Raw genomic sequence first — 20,737 nt, forward strand, 5'->3', positions numbered from 1 at the left:
TTAAAAACTCATACCACCATATTATGAGGAAGATAACATTTTTTTCATTTCAATCATTTCTTTGGCGATGCGGGCGGCTGTCAAAAAGTCCTTTCTTCGCTCCGCTTCCGTTTTTTCTTGTTCTTTTACCTTTAGCATTAACCATTTTGGGCGATTCAACACATGCCTGATATAATCCTCGAGCTCCTGTTCGGAAACGTCATCTGCGATCAATAAAAGCGACAGCTCGCTCGCGAGCGGCTGCAACTCGCCGGGGATTCTTGAGATGAGCGCACCCGGGTCGGCTTCATGCCCTTCTTCGTAAAAGGCGTAAATATAAGCGGCTAACGCCCGATGCTCCTCGATGTTAAACCGGCCGCCAATCCGCTCTTGAACGACCAGCGCCACATCGCGGCTTCTCATCATATGAGCAAGCAGCAACCGTTCCGCATTTTGAAAAGCCGGCAGCAACTTTTTCGCCAGCATCGGCCGCGCCGTTTCCCCATCGGGCGCCTCCCGCGGCTTTGTCCTCTCGCGCTGGCTGCGGGACAGCTGCTCATGAAGAGCGGAAAGCGACAACGAAAACTCTTCGGCGAGCTGGCGCAAATAATAATCTTGTTCCACCGGGCTCGACAGCTTGCCGATCTCCCGGAGCGCTTCATCAATATAGCGGAGCCGCTCCCCTTCGTGCTGCAAATTTTTTCCGCGCCGCAAATACGCCATTTTAAACGCCACGAGCGGTCGGGCGGCAGCCACTTCTCCGGCAAACCGTTCACCGCCATAAACACGTATATATTCATCCGGGTCAAGACCGTTCGGAAGGGATGCCACCTTGACGCGGCATCCCAATGCGCTCAGCTGCTCAGCAGCGCGCCAAGCGGCTTCGATCCCGGCGCTGTCGCCGTCATAACAAATCGTTATAGTGTCCGCATGGCGGCGCAAAATGCGCGCCTGCTCCTCGGTCAGCGACGTCCCCATCGTCGCAATGGCATAATCGATGCCGGCCTGCGCTGCGGAAATGACATCGGCAAACCCTTCGACAAGCAGCGCCTCCTGCCGCTTGCGGATCGGCACCCGCGCCGCATGAAAGTGGTATAGAATCGCCCCTTTGCGGAAAACGGGCGTTTCTGGGCTGTTGACATATTTCGGATGCCCTTCGCCGAGCAGGCGGCCGGAAAACCCCACCGTTTCGCCGCGGTGGTCGTGGATCGGAAACATAATGCGGTTCCGGAACCGGTCGACGTATCGCCCGTCCTCTTTTTTCGTCAACAACCCCGCCTTTTCCATCACCGGAAGAGAAAAGGAATGGCTCTCCAGCAACTTGGCCGCCGCATCAGGTGCATCCGGGGCATAGCCGATTTCAAACCGGTCGATCGTTTCTTTTGTCCATCCGCGCGCCTGCAAGTAATCAAGCGCGGCTTGTCCTTCTTTTGTATGGACAAGCAAATGATGGTAAAATCGTTTCAGCAAGGCATGCGCTTCCGTCATCGCCTTCGCCTCGTCCGTCTGACCATCATCGCGCCCGCGAACATCCAGCTCATAGACGGACAAATCGACGCCTGCCTTGGCCGCAAGCCGTTTGGCCGCTTCCACAAACGGAATGCCCTCGATGTCCATTAAAAACGTGAAGGCATTCCCTCCTGCTCCGCAACCGAAGCAGTGGAAAATTTGCTTTTCCGGAGAAACGGAAAACGACGGCGTCTTTTCCCCATGAAAGGGGCATAAGCCAAAATAGTTGCGGCCCTGCCGTTTCAGCTGGACGTATTCGCCGATGACATCCACAATATCGACGCCGCGGCGAATGGCTTCAATCGTTTCTTCGGGAATGCGATGTCCCATACGAACAACCCCGTATCATAATTTAATTTATTCTCGGCTGTCAGCCGATTTCCCTTTTACTTTCGACAAATTTTTTCAACTCCTCCGTTTTGCCTTCCCCCTTGCCCGCAACAGCCGGCCCTCCCAATCCGCCCGCCGCCTCCGTAAAGCAAACGGCGTCAAGCTGGCGAAAGGGCGCTTCGATATATTATATTTCAAGGCCAAAGGGAACATTTCATTTTTTTTGACTTTGTTGCAGCGGACAACCTGGCCCCTAAAGCAAGGGAAGGCTTCACACTCCCTATTATTCTACATCATCCCCAAAAATCCTTCTTTTTTTTCGGGCGCCCGGCGGTTTTTGTCGAAAACTTTTCCCTTGTTTTCCTTGACAAACAGCTATAAATAGTTTACTCGACTTATGCCCACTCTAAACCTATGCAGGGTCATTTTTCCCGCAATTTTTTATTATAATATAACTCAGGGACGTATGCCATAAAAAAGCGCACGATTACCGGCAGGAAATCGTGCGGACAAAACAGGCGGATCCAACGTTCTTAACACTTCAACTTTTTCATAATGATGCTTGCCGTTTCTTCCACAGCTTTGTTCGTTACATCGATGACATCGCAGCCGATTTTTTTTACGACTTCGTCAAAATAAGCCAGCTCTTCTTTAATGCGATCCATGTTCGCATAGATGGCTTGGTCGTTCAAGCCGAGCGATTTCAAACGCTCGCGGCGGATCGACAGCAGCTTGTCCGGGCTGATTTTCAAACCGAAGCATTTGCCTGGCCCGACTTGAAACAGCTGCTCGGGCGGCTCGACTTCCGGAACGATCGGTACGTTTGCCACCTTCAGCCGCTTATGCGCCAAGTATTGCGACAGCGGCGTTTTCGATGTGCGCGATACGCCGATCAACACAATATCAGCGCGCAAAATGCCGCGTGGGTCGCGGCCGTCGTCGTATTTGACGGCGAATTCGATCGCTTCGATTTTTTTGAAGTAATCTTCGTCGAGCACGCGCACCTGGCCCGGCTCATACCTTGGCGTCAGCTGGAACAAGCCGCTCATTTTTTCGATGAGTGGGCCGATGATATCGTAAGCGACCACCCCTTCGCGCGCCGCCTCGGCAAGCAAAAATTCGCGCATTTCCGGAATAACGAGCGTAAAGGCAATAATGGCTTGGTTCATTTTGGCCAACGCGACCACTTCGGCTAACGTCGTTTTATCCTCTACGTATGGAACGCGCTTGATTTGAACCGGCGAGGCGTAAAACTGGCTGGCCGCCGCCTTGACGACAAGCTCAGCCGTCTCCCCGCCCGAGTCGGATACGACATAAACGAGGCGTTGATTCATTTTGTTCCTCCTTTTCGCTCACACATCGTCTTTGGCTAATGAGACGAACGCTTTCGTCATATTCGTTTTCGTAATGCGGCCGATCACTTCATACCCCTTCTCCGTTTTGCGCACGACCGGCATAGCGTCGATTTGCTTCTCGATCAGCCGTTCGGCCACCTCAATCAGCGGATCATCTTTATAACAAACAGCGATGTTCGGCATCCTTGTCATGATAATATTAACGGGAATCGCTGTCAGTTCCTGTTTGCCGATGCTCGCGCGCAGCAAGTCTTTGCGCGACAAAACGCCCGCAAGAAGCGACTCCTCATCGACGACAAACAGCGTGCCGACGTCTTCCAAAAACATCGTGACAATCGCATCATAGACGCTCACGTTTTCGTTGACGACGACCGGGATGGACTGGTAGTCTTCAACTTTTAATTTTTTAATCTTATCGGCGAACAGCTGCGTGCCCGTTTTTCCGGTATAAAAATAACCGACGCGCGGCCGCGCTTCCAAATAGCCGGCCATCGTCAAAATCGCGAGATCGGGCCGCAGCGTCGCCCGCGTCAAGTTCAGCTTTTCGGCGATGCTCTCGCCGGTGATCGGCCCGTAGTCTTTGACAATTTGCAAAATTTGTTCCTGGCGTTTATTCAGTTCGATCGTCGCTCACCACCTTGCCAAAAGGTCCCTCACGCTATCATCCTTGTTTATATTATACTACATCACGCGTTTACAAGGAAAATTAAGCATCCTGGCCGCTATCGGGGGCGAGTGTGTCTTTCAGCACGCTCATTTGCTGCAAAAAGCGTTTCGCCTTCAGCGACAGGCCGGCATATTCATCGTAGTACGCCGACAGCACCGCCTTCAATTCCGCCTTTGTCGTTTCTTTGACCGAAATCGCGCCCAGCCGGGCAAGATCAATATGGAAAAACAGGCGCAACAGCCGGGCCGACGCTGGCGACAACGGCATCCGGTGCGGGTCGGCCTCCTCGCAGCGATGACAAAGGAAGCCCGCCTCCTTGACCGAAAACGAGACGCTCCCTTCTGTCGCCCCGCAACGCGCGCAACGGTCAAGCACCGGCGGAATGCCGAGCACTGGGAGCATTTTCATCTCATAAATCAACGCCATGATCTCTAAATCGCGCCCTTCGCTCATATACTGTAACGTCTGCCGCAACAGCTCAAACAAGTACGGATTGCGCTTTTGCTCTTCTGTGCTTTTGTCGGTGAGCTCCACAATATACGCGGCATAGGCAGCGGCAAACAAATCTTCACGCAGCGCCCGCATCGAATCAATGAGCTCCCCTTGATGGAGAACGCCGACGCCGCGGCTGCGGCGGATCAAATAATGGCCATAGGCGAGCGGCTGCGTAACAGCAGAAAGGCGGCTGCTTGGCTTTTTCGCACCTCGCGCCATCACAGCCACCTTTCCCCATTCCCTTGTAAACAATGTGACAATTTTATTCGTCTCGCCATAATCGATGGTCCGCATCACGATCGCTTCACACTTTTCAAACATTGAACCACCACCAATTGGGCCAGTGACGATGCTAAGAGATCGGCTGGTCGATTTCTTTCTGGTCGGTGTTCTGCTCCTCACCGCCGAGCCGCTGCTCCCGTTCCAACTCTTTAAACAACAAGTACGTATCGATATTGCCTGTTTGGCTAAACAACTTCCAAGTAAACTCAAGCATGGAATGACACCTCTTTCTGCCTGCAGGCATTGCATATTGGTGGTTTTACCTATAGGTTGGCTCGGGCAAAACCCGTTTATGTCGCGTAAAATTTTCTAGCCGTCAATACTCGTCCTCGCGAAACCCGAAGTCGCGCAACTGCGAAAGGCGGTTGCGCCAGTCCTTTTGCACCTTCACCCACAGCTCCAAAAACACTTTGGATCCAAGCAGTGCCTCAATGTCAGCGCGCGCCCGCTGTCCGATTTCCTTTAACATCCGGCCTTGCTTGCCGATGATGATTCCTTTTTGCGAATCGCGCTCAACAACGATGACAGCCCCGACGTAAACCGTGCCCGTCTCTTCGCGCCGCTCAATGCGTTCGACGACGACGGCGATCGAATGTGGAACTTCCTCGCGCGTCAAGTGAAGCGCTTTCTCGCGAATGAGCTCGGCGATGATAAACTGCTCCGGATGGTCGGTGACTTGATCCGGTGGATAATATTGCGGTCCTTCCGGCAACCGCTCTTTAATTTGCTCCAGCAGACGCTCGACATTGTTTCCTTCAAGCGCTGAAATCGGCACAATTTCCGCAAAAGGGTGCAAATCCTTGTACTGGTCAATGAGCGGCAGCAGCTCATCCGGGTGAACGCGATCGATTTTGTTGATCACCAAAAACACCGGCGTATCGACTTCTTTCAAGCGCTCCATAATGAACGCCTCGCCGCGCCCAAACCCTTCCTCGGCATTGACCATAAACAAAATCAAATCGACTTCGCGCAGCGCATTGAGCGCCACTTTCATCATAAAATCGCCGAGTTTATGCTTCGGTTTATGCACCCCGGGAGTGTCGATAAAAATGATTTGTGCGTCCTCATCGGTGTACACGCCTTGGATTTTATTGCGCGTCGTCTGCGGTTTGTCGCTCATAATGGCGATTTTTTGCCCGACGACACGGTTTAAAAACGTCGATTTTCCTACGTTCGGTCTTCCGATAATGGCAACAAACCCTGATTTGTATCCTTCCTTATTCATGCATATCCTCCGCTGAAAAAGCATCTGGCAGCAGTTCTTGAACGGTGACGATTTTGACATCGCCGTTGATATTGGCCAAAATGACTTTCATATCGCTAGGGCAAAGCTCAGCGATCACTTGACGGCATGCGCCGCACGGCGGAACCGGGCGGGGAGTGTCGGCAATGACCGCGAGGGCGGCAAACTCCGTTTCCCCTTCGGAATACGCCTTAAACAGCGCGATCCGCTCCGCGCAATTGCACACGCTGTAAGCGGCGTTTTCAATGTTGCAGCCGCGGTACACACTGCCGTCTTTCGTCAGCAACGCGGCGCCGACTTTGAATTTCGAATAAGGCACGTATGCGAATTCGCGCGCTTTTTTCGCTTCGGCAATGAGCTGTTCGATCTCCATGAATGGCTCTTCCTTTCCTGAAAGCAAACGCTGCTTTCTTTTATTATTTTACAAAAAATCGCCGCCAATTTCATCATTTGAAACAAAAATGTAACAGAAAAATTAGAATTTTATCTCTCGTTCGTTCAGCGAAGATGCGGCCAAAACAGCAGCGCCCCGATGATGACAGCAACCCCGGCAGCCACGAGCACAGCCGCAGCAGCGATATCTTTCGCCGCTTTCGCCAGCGGGTGAAACTCTCCTGTCACCAAGTCGACCGTGCGCTCGATGGCTGTATTCACCAGCTCGAGTGTAACGACCGCACCAACTGTCAGCACTAACACAATCCACTCCCAGCGCGACAGCCCGACAGCGAAACCGAGCGCAAAGGCAACAACGGCGGCCGCCAAGTGAAAACGCAAATGCGCCTCCTCCTTCACCGCCGCCTTCATTCCCGCCCAAGCCCAGGCGAAACGATCCCGTTCCCTCGCACCTCGCATGGCTATCGCGTCAATCCGAACCGCGTCAATATTTCCTCTTGCTTGGCAAACATGACGCGCTCTTCCTCTTCCGTTTCGTGGTCATAGCCAAGCAAATGCAAAAAACCGTGCACGGCCAAAAACCCGAGCTCGCGCATGAACGAATGCCCGTATTCCGCCGCTTGCTCTTTCGCCTTCGGAATGGAGATGACGATGTCGCCAAGCACCAGCGGCATATCGGCGCCGATGATGTCGACTTCGCCCTCTCCTTCCTCTTCCAACGCGAACGAAAGCACATCAGTCGGAGCGTCTTTGCCGCGATAGTCGCGGTTCATCAGGCGAATGCGCTCGTTGTCCACGAATGAGACGCCCACTTCCGTCCCGTCCGGCACGTTCTCGCTCGCTGCCGCTTCGCGAAGGAGTTGCTCGAGCATCTCAAGCTGCTCTGCGGTCACTTCGCCCGTTTCGTCGATAAAGTCGATGTGAATGGTCATGCATGCTTCACCTTTTCCTTTCGTACTTCCGGGTATTCAATGCGCGAATGGAAGACGCCGTTGAGCGTCTCACAAAGCGAACGGGCGACGATCTCCAACTCTTTCATCGTGATGTCGCACTCGTTCAACTGGTTGTCCTGCAGGCGGTCGGCGATGATCCCCCGGACGATCTTTTCGATTTTTTCCTGCGAGGGGTTGGCCAACGAACGGACAGCCGCCTCGACGCTGTCGGCAATGTTGATGACCGCCGCCTCTTTCGTCTGCGGCTTCGGCCCGGGATAGCGGAACTCGGCTTCGGAGACCACTCCCGTTTGCTCGAGCGCTTTATGATAAAAATACTTGAGCAGCGTCGTGCCATGATGCTGTTCGGCGATGTCGACAATCTCCTTTGGCAGCCGGTGCTTGCGAAGCAAGGCGACGCCGTCGGTGACATGGGCGATAATAATATTTTTGCTCAATTGCGGCGACAAATGATCGTGCGGATTGCCGCCCATTTGGTTTTCAATGAAATAGCGGGGCCGCTTTGTCTTGCCGATGTCGTGGTAATAGCAGGCGACGCGCGCTAGCAAGCCGTCGGCGCCGATCGCCTCGCACGCCGCTTCCGCCAAATTGGCGACCATGATGCTGTGATGATACGTCCCCGGCGCCTCCGTCAACAATTTGCGCAACAGCGGGTGATTTGGATTCGACAGCTCAATGAGGCGAAGCGGCGACAAAATGCCGAATGCCGTCTCAAACACCGGCAGCAGCCCGATCGTCAAAATGGCGGAGAAAATGCCGGAGGCCGCCGCCATGAGAAGAAAAAGGCCGATCTCAGCCAGCGAGTAGCGGCCATTTTTCATTAGCAACAACGATAGGAGCAAACCCGCATTGACGACGGCAACAAGCACACCGGCCCGCCAAATTTTCGCCTTCGCCAGCTCCTTCGGCAGGCAAAACGTCCCAGCCAGGCCGCCAGCGAGCAAATAAACAGCCAAGGACACCGATACGGCGCCAGTCGCCCCGATTTCTTCATTAAACAAGATGCTGCCGCACACCGCCCCAATGATGGCGGTCATCACCGCCAGCCGCTCGCCAAGCAGCACGCGGACAAGCATCGGACCGAACGCTGCCGGAACGAGATAGCCAGCCGAAACGGCCCCGCCGGACGGCAGCAGGCGAATGAGCACCATCACCGCCATCATCAACGTGAACACCGCTCCATAAAGCAGCAAGTTTTCATTCGTCTTCTCGGCGCGGAAATAGTAAGCGAGCGGCGCAAGCAAGAGCAGCACGAACAAACAAAGCCCCGCGGCCGGCCAATGCGGGCGTCCGCCGCCAAGCAGGCCGACGAGCTCAAGCCGGTGGTAAATGTCACTCGTAATAAATTGCCCTTCCTCCACGATCACTTGCCCTTGCAAAATTTTCACTGGCTTCACTTCATCCATCGCCTGCCGCCGCTTTTCTTCCGTCGCCGTCCGGTCGTAGACGACGTTCGGAATGACAGCCTGCCGGCACAACTTGGCGACGGTTTCGCGCAACGCCGGCGACAGCGCCGCATACTTGAGCTCTGTCGCTGCTTTCGCGCGCGCCTCGTCAAGCTCCGCCTGGGAAATGCGCTCGCTCATGGCCGCATGCACGGCCGTCAACGCTGCTTCTTTGGCTGTCTCGAGTTCACCGGGAGAAGCGCTGAGCAGCCGCCGCCATTCTTCAGAGGACAGGTAGGCAAACCACTCCGGCGGCAGCCGTTCCTCGAGCTTCGCTGTCAAATCACCGGGCGAACGGCCCGAACCCGCCTCGTTTTGCACGCTCTCAATGGCGGCAAACAGCGAGGAAAGAAGATCGACACGGTTTTCGGCATATTCTTTTTTCAACGTATAAACGTCTGCCACTTTGGCGGCTGCTTCTTCTTTCAGCCTGGCTGTCGCTTCTTTGTCCTCAACCGTCACCGGCGAGCGGATCGTTTCTTTAGCGACGTCAAACAGGCGCAGCTCATATTGGCGCGGTTTCACTTGCCAGTACAACACAGCAAACAACAGCGCAGCCAAAAACAAAAACAGCCAAAAGCGGACGAAGCGGACGTCTTTTGTCCGCTCGAGAAAAAAACGAAGCCTTCCCACCGGTTTTCCCCTCGCTTTGTAAGAAAAGCTGTGCCATCCATCCCGGTCTGTGCTCTATAAGCCGGCCTCATCGTAGGCATTAATAATTTTCGCCACAAGCGGATGGCGGACAACATCAGACTGCTCCAAAAACACAAAAGCAATGCCGCTGATGGAAGCCAAAATGCGCTTCGCGACCGACAGCCCCGACTCGACTCCTTTTGGCAGGTCGACTTGGGAAATATCGCCGGTGATCACCATTTTTGACCCAAAACCAAGCCGGGTTAAAAACATTTTCATTTGCGCCGGCGTCGTATTTTGCGCTTCGTCCAGAATGACGAACGCATCCTCAAGCGTCCGGCCACGCATATAGGCGAGCGGAGCGATCTCAATCGTGCCGCGTTCAATGAGGCGCTGCACATACTCCGCTCCGAGCACGTCGTTTAGCGCATCGTACAGTGGGCGCAAATACGGGTCGACTTTCTCCTTCAAGTCGCCGGGCAAAAAGCCGAGGCTTTCCCCCGCCTCGACAGCCGGTCGGGTCAAAATGATGCGTTTGACGCTGCCGTTTTTCAGCGCCTTCACCGCCATGACAACCGCCAAGTACGTTTTCCCGGTTCCGGCCGGCCCGATGCCAAACGTCAAGTCGTGTTGTTCAATCGCCGCCACGTAATAACGCTGGCCGAGCGTTTTGACGCGGATCGACTTCCCTTTGGCATTTTTCGTAATCTCTTCTTCGTACAGCTGGATGAGGCCGTCAAGCGCCCCTTTTTTCGCCAGCTGTACGGCATAGATGATGTCGCGCTCGCTGACGGCCACCCCTTTGCGGATGACAATCAATAAATGGCGAAGCAGCTCATCGACGAGCTGGACTTGCTGCGGCGTTCCGGAGACGTTGACCGTCTCCCCGCGCGTCACAATCGACACGCCAAGCTCTTCCTCAATCCGCTTTAAATGGGCGTCATGAACGCCAAAGAGCGCCGCCGCTTCCTGTTGATTGCGCACGTGTTGGCTGATCGTGATAAACTGCTCTGACATTCTCAATCTCCTTGAACGATGGGTTGTGGTACAGCAATATTTTCGATGACTTCGTAATGCAATTCTACCCTTACTTTACCATTCTCTTTCGTCTGATGCAAAACTTTTTCGCCGCGAATGACCGCCTCTTCCGGCAGCTTGGCCCGCAGCTCGCGGCGGGCGATCTTTTTCGCTTCTGCAAACGCCTCTTCCCACGTATAGCTCCGTTTCACTTCCTCGGCTTCACGAATCGTAACACGCTCGTAATACACCGGCAAGTCCCATTTCCAAAACCGAAACGGCCGCTTTTTCGTTTCGATGACCGTATGGGCGAACGCCGGCTTCTCCCACCCCCAGATTGGAAGGGAAAAGCGGCCCATTGCGATATAATGCCGTTCGGCGAACGCGCCGGTCAACACATGAAACGTCGTCTCAAGCGGCAGGACAACGGTGGACTTGTACCATGTCTCGCCAAGCACCTTTCCGGTCGCCGGTACAAATTTCGTTCTCCCCTCGGCGCCGATCACGCCGGAAACGAGAAGCTGACCTTTTTGTACATAATCATTGACGGAAACGAGCGGTTGTCCTTCTTCAACGAACAAATCGGCGATCACCGCCTCTTTTTTGGCGACTAAATGGCGCGGGGGGATCGGTTCTTTCGGTTCCGGAATTTCTTTTTCCACGACGCGGAAATGCAGCAACGTCCCTTCCCACTCGACGCCGACCCATGTAATGTCATGGATGCGTTCGGTCAGTTTCCTTTGCAACGTTTCCGGGTCATCGAGCAGAAATTGAAACACGCCGCGCTCGACGCCCATCCGTTTTAGTTCGCGGACGATTTGATGTTCTGTCTCGGGGGAGGCGCCTTCAATGTCAATGCTCCACACAACGTTGGACAGCAGAAATACAATGGCCGCAAAAAGGAGCAGCCCGAGCCCAAACCCGCTGTTTCGCCGCGCCCGTCGCCAAAAAAACGGCAACCCTCTTCTCCCGACAAACGAAAGCTTGCACTCGCTTTGCCGGGCGATATGGCGAAACCGCTTGACATCGCTGAGCTTAATGAAAAATGTCGCCGTCTCCCGACTATGATTTTTCACATTCCATACGGCGATGCCCTGGCGCACGCAGGCGTTGATCAGCCGTTCGATCCCTTTTCCTTCCGCCTTGACACGCACGCTGCCGGCTAACGTGTCAACCCATCCATTTTTCATCGTTTGTCCTCCTCTATATAAACGACTTGGCTGATTTTCCCCTCCAATAAAATTTCTTCCGGCAAAATCGTTTTGATGACAAACTGTTCGCCGCGGACAAGCAGCTGCCCGTTCTGCAGCAAAAGGCGGAGCTCTTTATCGCTGAACGCGAGCAGCCCTCGGTGGTTTTCAATGTAAATATGTATGTGCCCCACCATCGTGATGCGGGGCAGATCCATGACGATATCGGCGGGAAGCTCGAGCTTTTCCGCCATCCACCGCTTCATCTGCTGGCGCCATTTCTTCACCATACAAAAAGACCCCCCTTTCATCTCATATGTATGAGACAAAAGGGGGTTCTAGCACCGCTTTTCAAAAACAACGGGCCCGCCTGCCGGCAAGGCCCATTGCTTGTTTTATGAAAGCTGTTGTTGCACCAATTTATTGACGAGCGAACCGTCCGCTTTGCCTTTCACTTTCGGCATGATGGCGCTCATCACTTTTCCCATATCCGCCTTCGACGAAGCCCCGACTTCCTTGATCGTCTGCTCGATCAGTTCGCGAAGTTCGTCCTCTGTCAGCGGTTTCGGCATATACGACTGAACGATGTCAATTTCGGTTTTTACTTTTTCGACAAGATCTGAACGGCCAGCGTTTTCAAATTCGCGGAGGGAGTCTTTACGCTGCTTCAGTTCACGAGAAAGAACGGTCAGCTCTTCGTCTTCCGAAAGCGGGCTTTTGCCGAGCTTGATCGCCTCGTTTTGCAGCGCCGCCTTCAGCATACGGAGAACAGACAGCTTTTCTTTCTCCTTGTTTTTCATCGCCTGCTTCATATCGTCATTCAAACGATCGAGAAGACTCACCGATTATACACCCTCTTTAATGCATGCTCTTAGTGCTTGCGCTTTCTAGCCGCTTCAGATTTTTTCTTCCGTCTGACGCTTGGTTTTTCATAAAATTCGCGCTTTCTCACTTCTTGCAAAGTACCCGTTTTCGAAACGGCGCGTTTAAAGCGACGAAGAGCGTCGTCGATCGACTCGTTTTTGCGAACGATCGTTTTGGACATCCTGCTTCCCTCCCTCCGAACAACAACCATTGCATATTGTACTTGTCAATTATAATACATGTCGGCAGAAAAGGTCAATAAAAAAGCGCGATCCCGGCGCCGAAAAAAGCAGTCATCGTCCGCGGACGAGGCCCATACATATAGGATGAAAGGGGAGATCGCCCGTGGGGCCGCTTTTGATGCTGTTTGCCATTTACACCGCCATTTTTCTGATCGGTATGTTCATGATGAAGGCCGGGTTTTACGCATTATCCGGCCATCGGTTGAAACGATGGCTCATGCGCTTTACCGCTGCGCCATGGCAAGGATTTCTCACCGGGATGGCGGCAACCGCCCTCGTGCAAAGCAGCTCGGCGGTCATGGTGATGACGATCGGCCTCGTCGCCACCGGCTATTTATCGTTTCGCCAGTCCATCGGCATCATTTTAGGCAGCAACATCGGCTCAACCGTCACAACCGAGCTGATGACACTCGATATCGGCGACGGCGCCATTCCGCTTCTCATCGGCGGCGCACTTCTCGTCTTCATAGGACGCCGCCGCTTCGTTTACAGCATCGGGATGATCGCCGTCGGCCTTGCCGCCTTGCTGTTTGCCATGAACGGCTTCTCCAGCCTCGCCAAGCCGCTCGCCGATTACCCGCTTGTTGACGCCTGGCTCAAGCAAACGAACAGCTCGACCGCCATCGGACTCTTCGTCGGCATTGCCTTGACCGCCCTCGTCCATTCGAGCGCGGCGACGATCGGCATCGCCATGGGGTTTTTACACGAACAGTTGTTGACGCTTCCAGCCGCCATCGCGATATTGCTTGGCGCCAACATCGGCACGTGCATTACCGGGCTGCTGGCCTCCATCGGTTCAAGCAAAGAAGCCCAGCTGACCGCTTATACCCATTTATGGCTGAACGTCGCCGGCGTTGCCGTCTTTGCCTTCTGGACGGAGCCGTTCGCCCGTTTTGCCGCCATGCTCAGCCCGGCGCCGGATGTGCAGCTCGCCCATGTGAGCGTCTTGTTTAACACCATTTGTTCAGCCGCCGCGTTGCCGTTTGTCGGCATCATCGAAACGGCCATCTTGCGTTTGCATGGCCAAAAGCGGGCTTAATAATCGGCGCGCCCAGTTTGGCCGCTGACGATGGCAACCCCGGAGCTCGTCCCGATGCGCGTCGCCCCAGCCTCGATCATCGCCTCAGCTGTTTTCCGGTCGCGAACGCCTCCTGAAGCTTTGACGCCCACATTGTCGCCGACCGTTTTTCGCATCAGCGCGACGTCTTCAACCGTCGCGCCGCCGCCTGAGAACCCAGTCGATGTTTTCACATAGTCAGCGCCCGCTTTCACCGCCAATTGGCAAGCGCGCACTTTTTCATCATCCGTCAAAAGCGCCGTTTCAATAATTACTTTCACGAGTGCTTTTCCGGCTGCCGCTTCGACGACGGCGCGAATATCGCGCTCCACCCAGTCGTCGGCTCCGCTTTTTAAGGCGCCGATGTTGATGACCATATCGACTTCGCGTGCGCCGTTTTCGATGGCGTTTTTCGTTTCAAACGCTTTCGTTTCCGGCGTTGTCGCCCCAAGCGGAAAGCCGATGACCGTGCAGACGCGGACATCCGTGCCGGAAAGTTCCCGCGCCGCCGTTTTCACCCACGACGGGTTGACGCATACTGAGGCAAACCCGTACTGTTTCGCCTCCGCGCATAATTGAACGATTTGCTCTTCCGTTGCCTCCGGCTTGAGCAGCGTATGGTCGATCATGTTCGCAATGTTCACTGTCATGGACACTTGCCCCTTTCTGCCGCTGCAAAAAGATAGAAGGTCTGACGTCTACCATCATACCATGTCTGCGAGGCAAAAACTAGCCGTCATCTGTATAGTTCCCGAGAAAAAGAAGAAAAAACCCCAGCCGAGGCTGGGGTGTCTGTGCTTGTCTCTCCATATCAGGTTATGAGCTTAACTTTACGGGATGAGCTGCCCCATCCGGCACAATGCGGACAAACTCACCTTCGTTGTACGGGTAGCCGGCTTTCGTGATTTTTACTTTCACGAGTTCGCCGACCATCTCTTCTGTCCCCGGGAAACGGACTTTCAAATAGTTGTCCGTATAGCCGATATACATGCCCGGATGATCTTTGTCTTGCTCTTCTGGAATGACTTCGAGCACGTGCCCTTCAAATCGCGACGCGTATTCTTTCGCCAGCTGATCAGATAGGGCAATGAGTCGGCGGACGCGGTCATGTTTCGTCTCTTCGTCCACTTGGTCCGGCATGCGCGCCGCCGGTGTGCCAGTCCGCTTCGAATACGGAAAGACGTGCAGCTCGGAAAACTGCTGCTCGCGGATAAAGTGGTACGTTTCCATAAATTCCTCTTCCGTTTCACCCGGAAAACCGACGATGACATCGGACGTTACGGCGAGTTCCGGGAACACTTCCCGCAGGCGGGCAAGCCGCTCGGCGAAAAATTCCACCGTATATTTGCGGCGCATCCGCTTGAGCACCGTGTTCGACCCGGATTGAAGCGGAATGTGCAAATGGCGAACGATTTTGTCCGAACGCTGCAACACATCGATCACTTCATCGGTAATTTGGCTCGCCTCAATCGACGAAATGCGAATCCGTTTCAGCCCCGGCACTTGCTCATCCAAATCGCGCAGCAGCGCCGCGAAGTTATAGTCTTTTAGATCGGTGCCGTAGCCGCCCGTATGAATGCCGGTCAACACGATTTCCTTATAGCCGGCGGCGACAAGCTGGCGCGCCTGGCGGATGATTTCTTTTGGATTGCGCGAACGCATCAAGCCGCGCGCCCACGGGATGATGCAAAACGTGCAAAAGTTGTTGCACCCTTCTTGAATTTTCAACGATGCCCGCGTCCGGTCGGTGAACGACGGCACATCCATTTCCTCAAACACGCGCGTTTTCATAATGTTATGGACCGCGTTGATCGGCTGGCGCTCGCGCTGAAACTGCTCAACGTAGTCCAAAATTTTATGCCGGTCTTGCGTGCCGATGACAATATCGACGCCCGGAATCGCCATCACTTCCGCCGGCGATGTTTGCGCATAGCAGCCGGTCACGCAGACGACGGCATCCGGATTGCGGCGCACCGCACGACGGATGACTTGGCGGCTTTTTTTGTCGCCGGTGTTCGTCACTGTGCACGTGTTGATCACATACACATCGGCGCGGCTCTCAAACTCCGTCCGTTCGTAGCCGGCCTTTTTAAACAGCTGCCAAATCGCCTCTGTTTCGTAATGATTGACTTTGCAGCCTAATGTATGGAAAGCCACTGTTGGCATGTTGTTCACCTCACTGCAGGCCATGCCGCTGAGCTAGCAGCATGACTGAATTTGTTCAAACCGTTGATTACTGTTGCGCCGCCTCCCAATCTGGCGCGCGCAGCTCCCATTCATAGGAAGCCGCGGCAAGCAGATAAAGCGGCGCCGTTTCCGTGCGCAAAATGCGCGGGCCAAGGCTGCACGGCAAAAAGCCGCCTTGTCGGAGCCGCTTTGCCTCCTCAGGGCTAAATCCACCCTCAGGTCCGAACACGGCTAGCAGCGTGCCGCCGGGCTTGAGGCCGGCAAGCAGCGCCGGCAGCGAACCGTGCCGTCCCCCGCGCCCTTCTTCTTCATAGGCGAATAGACGTTGATCCACCGTTTCGCCAAAAGCAAGCAGCGCGTCCAGCGAAAGCGGCGCTCGCACCTCGGGCAATGACGTGCGTTCCGCCTGTTCGGCCGCCTCTTTCGCAATTTTTTTCCACCGTTCCACTTTTTTCTCCGCTTTCTTCATGTCCCATTTGACGACCGAACGGGCGGCGAAAAACGGCAGAAAGCCGGCGGCGCCAAGCTCCGTCCCTTTTTGGATGACAAACTCCCACTTTTCGCCTTTCGGCAGCCCCTGGGCGATATAAATGCGCACCGGCAATTCGCGTCCCTCTTCCTTCCATTGTACAATACGGGCGCGCACATGATCACTGGCAATTTGTTCAATGCTGCATACAGCCGTGCGCCCGTCCGGAAAGACGCAAGCGATCGCATCCCCCGGCTTCATGCGCATGACGCGGGCGATATGGTGCGCGTCAGCGCCGCTGATCGTGACGACTTCGCCTCGGCGCTCCCGTTCGGAAACGAAATATCGCTGCAACGAACATCCCTTCTTTGTTTACGACTTGATGGCGACTAACGCGACCCAATCTTCCATCACGTTCACTTCCTCAATGACAAACCCAGCCGCCAGCAGCCCGTCTTTGACGTCCTGCTTTTTCGCCTGGATGATGCCGGAGGTGATGAAGCGGCCGCCCGGCTTCAGCAGCCGGAAAGCGTCGGAGGCAAAACGCAAAATGATTTCCGCCAAAATGTTGGCGACAATCACATCAGCCGGCTCATCGACATGGTCAAGCAAATTGTTTTGCGCCACCGTAACGACCGACTGCACTTTATTGAGCTTGACGTTCAGCCGTGCGCTGTCGACTGCGACCGGATCCAAATCGAACGCCCGCACCGACCGGGCGCCGAGCATCGCCGCAGCGATGCTTAAAATGCCGGAGCCGGTGCCGACGTCAATGACCGCATCGCCGGGGCGCACATATTTTTCGAGCGCCTGCAGGCACATGACCGTCGTCGGGTGGGTGCCGGTGCCAAACGCCATGCCCGGATCCATTTCAATGATCAACTCATCATCGGAAACCGGCTCATACGTTTCCCACGTCGGCACGATCGTAAACTTCTCCGACACTTTCACCGGATGATAATGCTTTTTCCACGCCGTCGCCCACTCTTCCTCATTCACTTCGCTCAATGTAATCTTATTTTTTCCAAGGTCAATATCATATAGCCATAAATTGTTAATCGCTTGTTTAATTTGTTCGACTGTTTCGCCAAGAAAGCTGTTGACCGGCAAATACGCCTTAATGATGACGCCTTCTTCCGGATAATCGTCCGGATTGAGTTCGACGATTTCCCCGTACCAGTCATCGCGGTCTTTCACAAGATCGTACGGATCTTCAATGACCACGCCGCCGGCGCCGGCCTCATGCAAAATGTTCGAAATCGCCTCGACCGCCTCGTGCGTCGTATGAATGCTGATTTCCGACCATTTCATCGCGCTCACGCTTCTCCTTTAAACGCCTTTTTGACTTTCTCAAAAAAACGGCCGTGCGGCCCGTCGTGCATCGTCTCCCCACCAAGCCGGTCAAACTCGCGCAGCAGTTGCTTTTGTTTTTCCGTCAGCTTTGTCGGCGTCACGACGCGGACGATGACGTGCTGATCCCCCTGTCCATAGCCGCGCACGTTTGGCACTCCTTTCCCTCTCAGGCGGAAGCGCGTGCCCGTTTGCGTGCCGGCCGGAATTTTCAACTTCACATCGCCATAGAGCGTCGGCACCTCAATCTCATCGCCGAGCGCCGCTTGAGCAAAGGAAAGCGGCACTTCACAATAAATGTCGAGCCCGTCGCGCTCGAAAAATTCATGCGGCTCCACTCGGAAAATGATGTACAAGTCCCCCGGCGGCCCGCCGTTGACCCCTGGCTCCCCTTGGCCGGCGACACGCAGCTGCTGGCCGTCGTCGACGCCGGCCGGGATTTTGACATGAATCTTTTTCCGTTGCTTGACGCGGCCCGTCCCGCCGCATGTCGGACATTTTTCCGGAATGTACCGGCCCGTCCCGCCACATGTCGGACATGTCCGACGGTTGATGATGCGGCCAAACGGCGTCGCCTGCTCGCTCGTGATTTGCCCGCTGCCGCCGCAACGTGAGCACGGCTGGGGGCTTGTGCCCGGTTTGGCGCCGCTGCCATGGCACGTTTCGCACGTCTCTTCGCGCGGCACTTCAATTTCCGTTTCTTTTCCAAATGCCGCTTCCTCAAATGTGAGCGTCATCATGTATTCCACATCGGCCCCTTTGCGCGGCCCGCTCGCCCGCTGGCGCGGCCCGCCGCCGAAAAACGTCTCAAAAATATCTTCAAACCCGCCAAAGCCGCTAAAGCCGCCGAAATCAAACCCTCCGCCTCGGAATCCGCCGCCGCCAAACGCTTCGTTCGGGTCGGCATGGCCGAATCGGTCGTAGCGGGCCCGCTTTTCGTCGTCGCTCAATACTTCGTACGCCTCTTTAATTTCTTTAAACTTTTCCGCGGCGTCCGGCGCTTTGTTAATGTCTGGATGATACTGCTTCGAAAGCTTTCGGTACGCTTTTTTGATCTCGTCTTTCGTCGCGTTTTTGCTGACGCCGAGAACTTCGTAGTAATCGCGCTTCGCCATCGTTGATCATCCACTCCCGATTCATTCACATAAATTTTATTTTATCATTTCCCTTTGGTTAATGGCAATATGTGAATGCTAGAAAAAAAGTCAAAGCCAAGGCAGGCCTGACTTTGACTTTCGGCAGCATTATTTGTCATCCTTCACTTCCTCAAATTCCGCATCAACAACGTTGTCCCGTTTGGCCGCGTCGGCTTGCGCTCCAGCGTCTTGCGCCTGTTTCGCCGCTTGCTCATACAGCTTGATCGACAGCTGCTGCACCGCTTCCTGCAGCGCGTCTTTTTTCTTGCGGATGTCATCGATGTCGTTTTTCTCAAGCGCCGCCTTCAACGCATCTTTTGCCTCTTGCGCTTTCTTGATCTCATCGGCGCTCACTTTTCCTTCGACTTCTTTTAACGTTTTTTCTGTCGTGAAAATAAGCTGGTCCGCTTCATTGCGCAGTTCGGCAGCCTCTTTCCGCTTCCGGTCGGCTTCGGCGTTTTCTTCCGCCTCTTTGATCATGCGCTGGATTTCTTCTTCCGACAGGCCGGACGACGATTTGATCGTGATCGACTGTTCTTTGTTCGTCCCCAAGTCTTTCGCGCGCACATGGACGATGCCGTTGGCGTCAATGTCAAACGTCACTTCAATTTGCGGCACGCCGCGCGGCGCCGGCGGAATCCCAGTCAGCTGGAAGCGGCCGAGCGTTTTGTTGTCCGCCGCCATCGGACGCTCCCCTTGCAGCACATGAATGTCTACTGTCGTTTGGTTGTCGGCGGCTGTTGTGAACACTTGCGACTTGCTTGTCGGAATGGTCGTGTTCCGCTCGATCAATTTCGTAAATACGCCGCCCATCGTCTCAATGCCGAGCGACAGCGGTGTGACGTCAAGCAAGACGACATCTTTCACTTCGCCGGCAATGACCCCGCCTTGGATCGCGGCGCCGATCGCCACGACTTCGTCCGGATTGACGCCTTTATGCGGCTCTTTGCCAAGCTCGCGCTTAATCGCTTCCTGGACAGCTGGAATGCGGGTCGAACCGCCAACCAAAATGACTTTGTCAATATCGGCAGGCGTCAAGCCGGCATCTTGCAGCGCCTGGCGAACCGGCCCCATCGTCCGTTCAACGAGGTGGGCGGACAGTTCTTCAAACTTCGCCCGCGTGAGCGTCGTTTCCAAGTGAAGCGGACCGTTTTCATTGGCGCTGATAAACGGCAGCGAAATTTGCGTCTGCGTCACGCCCGACAGTTCTTTTTTCGCCTTTTCAGCCGCATCTTTCAAGCGCTGAAGCGCCATTTTGTCTTTGGACAAATCGATGCCGTGCTCTTGTTTGAACTGATTGACCAAATAATCGATGATCACTTGGTCGAAATCGTCGCCGCCCAAATGGTTGTCGCCGGCGGTCGCTTTCACTTCAAAGACGCCGTCGCCAAGCTCCAAAATCGAAACGTCAAACGTTCCGCCGCCCAAGTCATAGACGAGAATCGTTTGATCCTCTTCTTTGTCGAGGCCGTAAGCAAGCGCTGCTGCTGTCGGCTCGTTGATGATGCGCTCGACTTCAAGCCCGGCGATGCGGCCGGCGTCTTTCGTCGCTTGGCGCTGCGCGTCGTTGAAATAGGCCGGCACCGTAATGACCGCCCGCGTCACCGGTTCGCCCAAGTAGTCTTCGGCGTACGATTTCAAATATTGCAAAATGATGGCTGAAATTTCTTGCGGCGTATATTGCTTTCCTTCAATCTCCACTTTGTAGTCCGTGCCCATATGGCGCTTGATCGAGATGATCGTGTTCGGGTTCGTGATCGCCTGCCGTTTGGCGACTTCGCCCACTAAGCGCTCCCCGTTTTTGAACGCCACAACCGATGGGGTCGTGCGGTTTCCTTCCGGGTTCGGGATGACTTTCGCCTCGCCGCCTTCGAGCACGGCGACGCAAGAGTTCGTTGTTCCTAAGTCAATGCCGATAATTTTACTCATCGCTCATCACCC

At 54.7% G+C, this 20,737-nt stretch carries 22 protein-coding genes; 1 reads left to right on the forward strand and 21 read right to left on the reverse strand.

The features are described from left to right. Window positions 1–21: 21 nt before the first annotated feature. From dnaG to rpsU, 15 genes are all read right to left on the reverse strand, one after another. Entirely contained in the window at window positions 22–1,818 is a 1,797-nt protein-coding gene (gene dnaG, locus QSJ10_RS10465) for a DNA primase (protein ID WP_049624496.1), read from the reverse strand. 533 nt (window positions 1,819–2,351) lie between these two features. Further along, a complete protein-coding gene (locus tag QSJ10_RS10470; protein WP_033014676.1) occupies window positions 2,352–3,152 on the reverse strand; it encodes a pyruvate, water dikinase regulatory protein in 801 nt (266 codons plus the stop codon). An 18-nt stretch (window positions 3,153–3,170) separates the two neighbouring features. Continuing rightward, on the reverse strand, window positions 3,171–3,767 hold the full coding sequence (gene ccpN, locus QSJ10_RS10475; protein ID WP_033009658.1) for a transcriptional regulator CcpN: 597 nt from the start codon (window positions 3,765–3,767) through the stop codon (window positions 3,171–3,173). 112 nt (window positions 3,768–3,879) lie between these two features. Continuing rightward, window positions 3,880–4,656, reverse strand: a complete 777-nt coding sequence (recO, locus tag QSJ10_RS10480) for a DNA repair protein RecO (protein WP_033009656.1) — start codon at window positions 4,654–4,656, stop codon at window positions 3,880–3,882. 31 nt (window positions 4,657–4,687) lie between these two features. Further along, window positions 4,688–4,831, reverse strand: a complete 144-nt coding sequence (locus QSJ10_RS10485; RefSeq protein WP_064502498.1) for a YqzL family protein — start codon at window positions 4,829–4,831, stop codon at window positions 4,688–4,690. Between the two features lie 102 nt (window positions 4,832–4,933). Continuing rightward, a complete protein-coding gene (gene era / locus QSJ10_RS10490; RefSeq protein WP_033009655.1) occupies window positions 4,934–5,842 on the reverse strand; it encodes a GTPase Era in 909 nt (302 codons plus the stop codon). After that, entirely contained in the window at window positions 5,835–6,233 is a 399-nt protein-coding gene (locus tag QSJ10_RS10495) for a cytidine deaminase (protein WP_033014679.1), read from the reverse strand. The genes era and QSJ10_RS10495 overlap by 8 nt, the downstream gene beginning before the upstream one ends. A gap of 125 nt (window positions 6,234–6,358) precedes the next feature. Further along, window positions 6,359–6,712 carry a diacylglycerol kinase family protein gene (locus tag QSJ10_RS10500; RefSeq protein ID WP_033014681.1) on the reverse strand — a complete coding sequence of 118 codons (354 nt, stop codon included), beginning with the start codon at window positions 6,710–6,712 and terminating at the stop codon, window positions 6,359–6,361. 2 nt (window positions 6,713–6,714) lie between these two features. After that, a complete protein-coding gene (gene ybeY / locus QSJ10_RS10505) occupies window positions 6,715–7,185 on the reverse strand; it encodes an rRNA maturation RNase YbeY (RefSeq protein ID WP_033014683.1) in 471 nt (156 codons plus the stop codon). Continuing rightward, window positions 7,182–9,284 carry an HD family phosphohydrolase gene (locus QSJ10_RS10510; RefSeq protein ID WP_033014685.1) on the reverse strand — a complete coding sequence of 701 codons (2,103 nt, stop codon included), beginning with the start codon at window positions 9,282–9,284 and terminating at the stop codon, window positions 7,182–7,184. The genes ybeY and QSJ10_RS10510 overlap by 4 nt, the downstream gene beginning before the upstream one ends. 54 nt (window positions 9,285–9,338) lie before the next feature. After that, window positions 9,339–10,301: a PhoH family protein gene (locus QSJ10_RS10515; protein ID WP_033014687.1), complete on the reverse strand. Its 963-nt coding sequence runs from the start codon at window positions 10,299–10,301 to the stop codon at window positions 9,339–9,341. Window positions 10,302–10,303: 2 nt separating this feature from the next. Beyond that, window positions 10,304–11,491 (reverse strand): sporulation protein YqfD, encoded by a 1,188-nt coding sequence (gene yqfD / locus QSJ10_RS10520; protein ID WP_049626365.1) that lies wholly within the window; start codon window positions 11,489–11,491, stop codon window positions 10,304–10,306. After that, a complete protein-coding gene (gene yqfC / locus QSJ10_RS10525) occupies window positions 11,488–11,781 on the reverse strand; it encodes a sporulation protein YqfC (RefSeq protein ID WP_033014691.1) in 294 nt (97 codons plus the stop codon). Before yqfC ends, yqfD begins: the two co-directional genes overlap by 4 nt. 105 nt (window positions 11,782–11,886) lie before the next feature. Beyond that, window positions 11,887–12,333, reverse strand: coding sequence for a GatB/YqeY domain-containing protein (locus QSJ10_RS10530; protein ID WP_033009641.1), 447 nt, complete (start codon window positions 12,331–12,333; stop codon window positions 11,887–11,889). A gap of 29 nt (window positions 12,334–12,362) precedes the next feature. Then, complete coding sequence (gene rpsU / locus QSJ10_RS10535; protein ID WP_008879912.1) at window positions 12,363–12,536, reverse strand: 30S ribosomal protein S21; 174 nt, start codon at window positions 12,534–12,536, stop codon at window positions 12,363–12,365. A gap of 164 nt (window positions 12,537–12,700) precedes the next feature. Here rpsU and QSJ10_RS10540 point away from each other — a divergent pair, with 164 nt between their 5' ends. After that, window positions 12,701–13,636 carry a Na/Pi symporter gene (locus QSJ10_RS10540; protein ID WP_033014693.1) on the forward strand — a complete coding sequence of 312 codons (936 nt, stop codon included), beginning with the start codon at window positions 12,701–12,703 and terminating at the stop codon, window positions 13,634–13,636. Here QSJ10_RS10540 and deoC read toward each other — a convergent pair. From deoC to dnaK, 6 genes are all read right to left on the reverse strand, one after another. Next, the gene (gene deoC / locus QSJ10_RS10545; RefSeq protein WP_033009639.1) at window positions 13,633–14,304 is read right to left on the reverse strand and encodes a deoxyribose-phosphate aldolase; all 672 of its coding nucleotides are present in this window, start codon (window positions 14,302–14,304) and stop codon (window positions 13,633–13,635) included. The two genes, QSJ10_RS10540 and deoC, sit on opposite strands and share 4 nt — an antisense overlap. 166 nt (window positions 14,305–14,470) lie before the next feature. After that, window positions 14,471–15,820: a tRNA (N(6)-L-threonylcarbamoyladenosine(37)-C(2))-methylthiotransferase MtaB gene (mtaB, locus tag QSJ10_RS10550; RefSeq protein ID WP_033014697.1), complete on the reverse strand. Its 1,350-nt coding sequence runs from the start codon at window positions 15,818–15,820 to the stop codon at window positions 14,471–14,473. A gap of 67 nt (window positions 15,821–15,887) precedes the next feature. Further along, on the reverse strand, window positions 15,888–16,664 hold the full coding sequence (locus tag QSJ10_RS10555; protein ID WP_033014699.1) for a 16S rRNA (uracil(1498)-N(3))-methyltransferase: 777 nt from the start codon (window positions 16,662–16,664) through the stop codon (window positions 15,888–15,890). 18 nt (window positions 16,665–16,682) lie between these two features. Then, a complete protein-coding gene (prmA, locus tag QSJ10_RS10560) occupies window positions 16,683–17,621 on the reverse strand; it encodes a 50S ribosomal protein L11 methyltransferase (protein ID WP_033009663.1) in 939 nt (312 codons plus the stop codon). 5 nt (window positions 17,622–17,626) lie between these two features. Further along, on the reverse strand, window positions 17,627–18,775 hold the full coding sequence (dnaJ, locus tag QSJ10_RS10565; RefSeq protein WP_033014701.1) for a molecular chaperone DnaJ: 1,149 nt from the start codon (window positions 18,773–18,775) through the stop codon (window positions 17,627–17,629). Window positions 18,776–18,904: 129 nt separating this feature from the next. Further along, on the reverse strand, window positions 18,905–20,725 hold the full coding sequence (gene dnaK, locus QSJ10_RS10570) for a molecular chaperone DnaK (protein WP_033009632.1): 1,821 nt from the start codon (window positions 20,723–20,725) through the stop codon (window positions 18,905–18,907). Between the last annotated feature and the right edge of the window lie 12 nt (window positions 20,726–20,737).

The sequence above is a fragment of the Geobacillus stearothermophilus ATCC 12980 genome, from assembly GCF_030369615.1.
GTDB lineage: Bacteria > Bacillota > Bacilli > Bacillales > Anoxybacillaceae > Geobacillus > Geobacillus stearothermophilus.

Bases quoted from the DNA above. Each gene is read 5' to 3' on its own strand.
- prmA (WP_033009663.1), bottom strand. From the start codon at position 17,621: ATGAAATGGTCGGAAATCAGCATTCATACGACGCACGAGGCGGTCGAG.
- QSJ10_RS10485 (WP_064502498.1), bottom strand. From the start codon at position 4,831: ATGCTTGAGTTTACTTGGAAGTTGTTTAGCCAAACAGGCAATATCGAT.
- deoC (WP_033009639.1), bottom strand. From the start codon at position 14,304: ATGACAGTGAACATTGCGAACATGATCGACCATACGCTGCTCAAGCCG.
- ybeY (WP_033014683.1), bottom strand. From the start codon at position 7,185: ATGACCATTCACATCGACTTTATCGACGAAACGGGCGAAGTGACCGCA.
- yqfC (WP_033014691.1), bottom strand. From the start codon at position 11,781: ATGGTGAAGAAATGGCGCCAGCAGATGAAGCGGTGGATGGCGGAAAAG.
- mtaB (WP_033014697.1), bottom strand. From the start codon at position 15,820: ATGCCAACAGTGGCTTTCCATACATTAGGCTGCAAAGTCAATCATTAC.
- recO (WP_033009656.1), bottom strand. From the start codon at position 4,656: ATGTTTGAAAAGTGTGAAGCGATCGTGATGCGGACCATCGATTATGGC.
- dnaJ (WP_033014701.1), bottom strand. From the start codon at position 18,775: ATGGCGAAGCGCGATTACTACGAAGTTCTCGGCGTCAGCAAAAACGCG.
- era (WP_033009655.1), bottom strand. From the start codon at position 5,842: ATGAATAAGGAAGGATACAAATCAGGGTTTGTTGCCATTATCGGAAGA.
- QSJ10_RS10495 (WP_033014679.1), bottom strand. From the start codon at position 6,233: ATGGAGATCGAACAGCTCATTGCCGAAGCGAAAAAAGCGCGCGAATTC.
- QSJ10_RS10470 (WP_033014676.1), bottom strand. From the start codon at position 3,152: ATGAATCAACGCCTCGTTTATGTCGTATCCGACTCGGGCGGGGAGACG.
- dnaK (WP_033009632.1), bottom strand. From the start codon at position 20,725: ATGAGTAAAATTATCGGCATTGACTTAGGAACAACGAACTCTTGCGTC.
- rpsU (WP_008879912.1), bottom strand. From the start codon at position 12,536: ATGTCCAAAACGATCGTTCGCAAAAACGAGTCGATCGACGACGCTCTT.
- yqfD (WP_049626365.1), bottom strand. From the start codon at position 11,491: ATGAAAAATGGATGGGTTGACACGTTAGCCGGCAGCGTGCGTGTCAAG.
- QSJ10_RS10515 (WP_033014687.1), bottom strand. From the start codon at position 10,301: ATGTCAGAGCAGTTTATCACGATCAGCCAACACGTGCGCAATCAACAG.
- dnaG (WP_049624496.1), bottom strand. From the start codon at position 1,818: ATGGGACATCGCATTCCCGAAGAAACGATTGAAGCCATTCGCCGCGGC.
- QSJ10_RS10500 (WP_033014681.1), bottom strand. From the start codon at position 6,712: ATGCGAGGTGCGAGGGAACGGGATCGTTTCGCCTGGGCTTGGGCGGGA.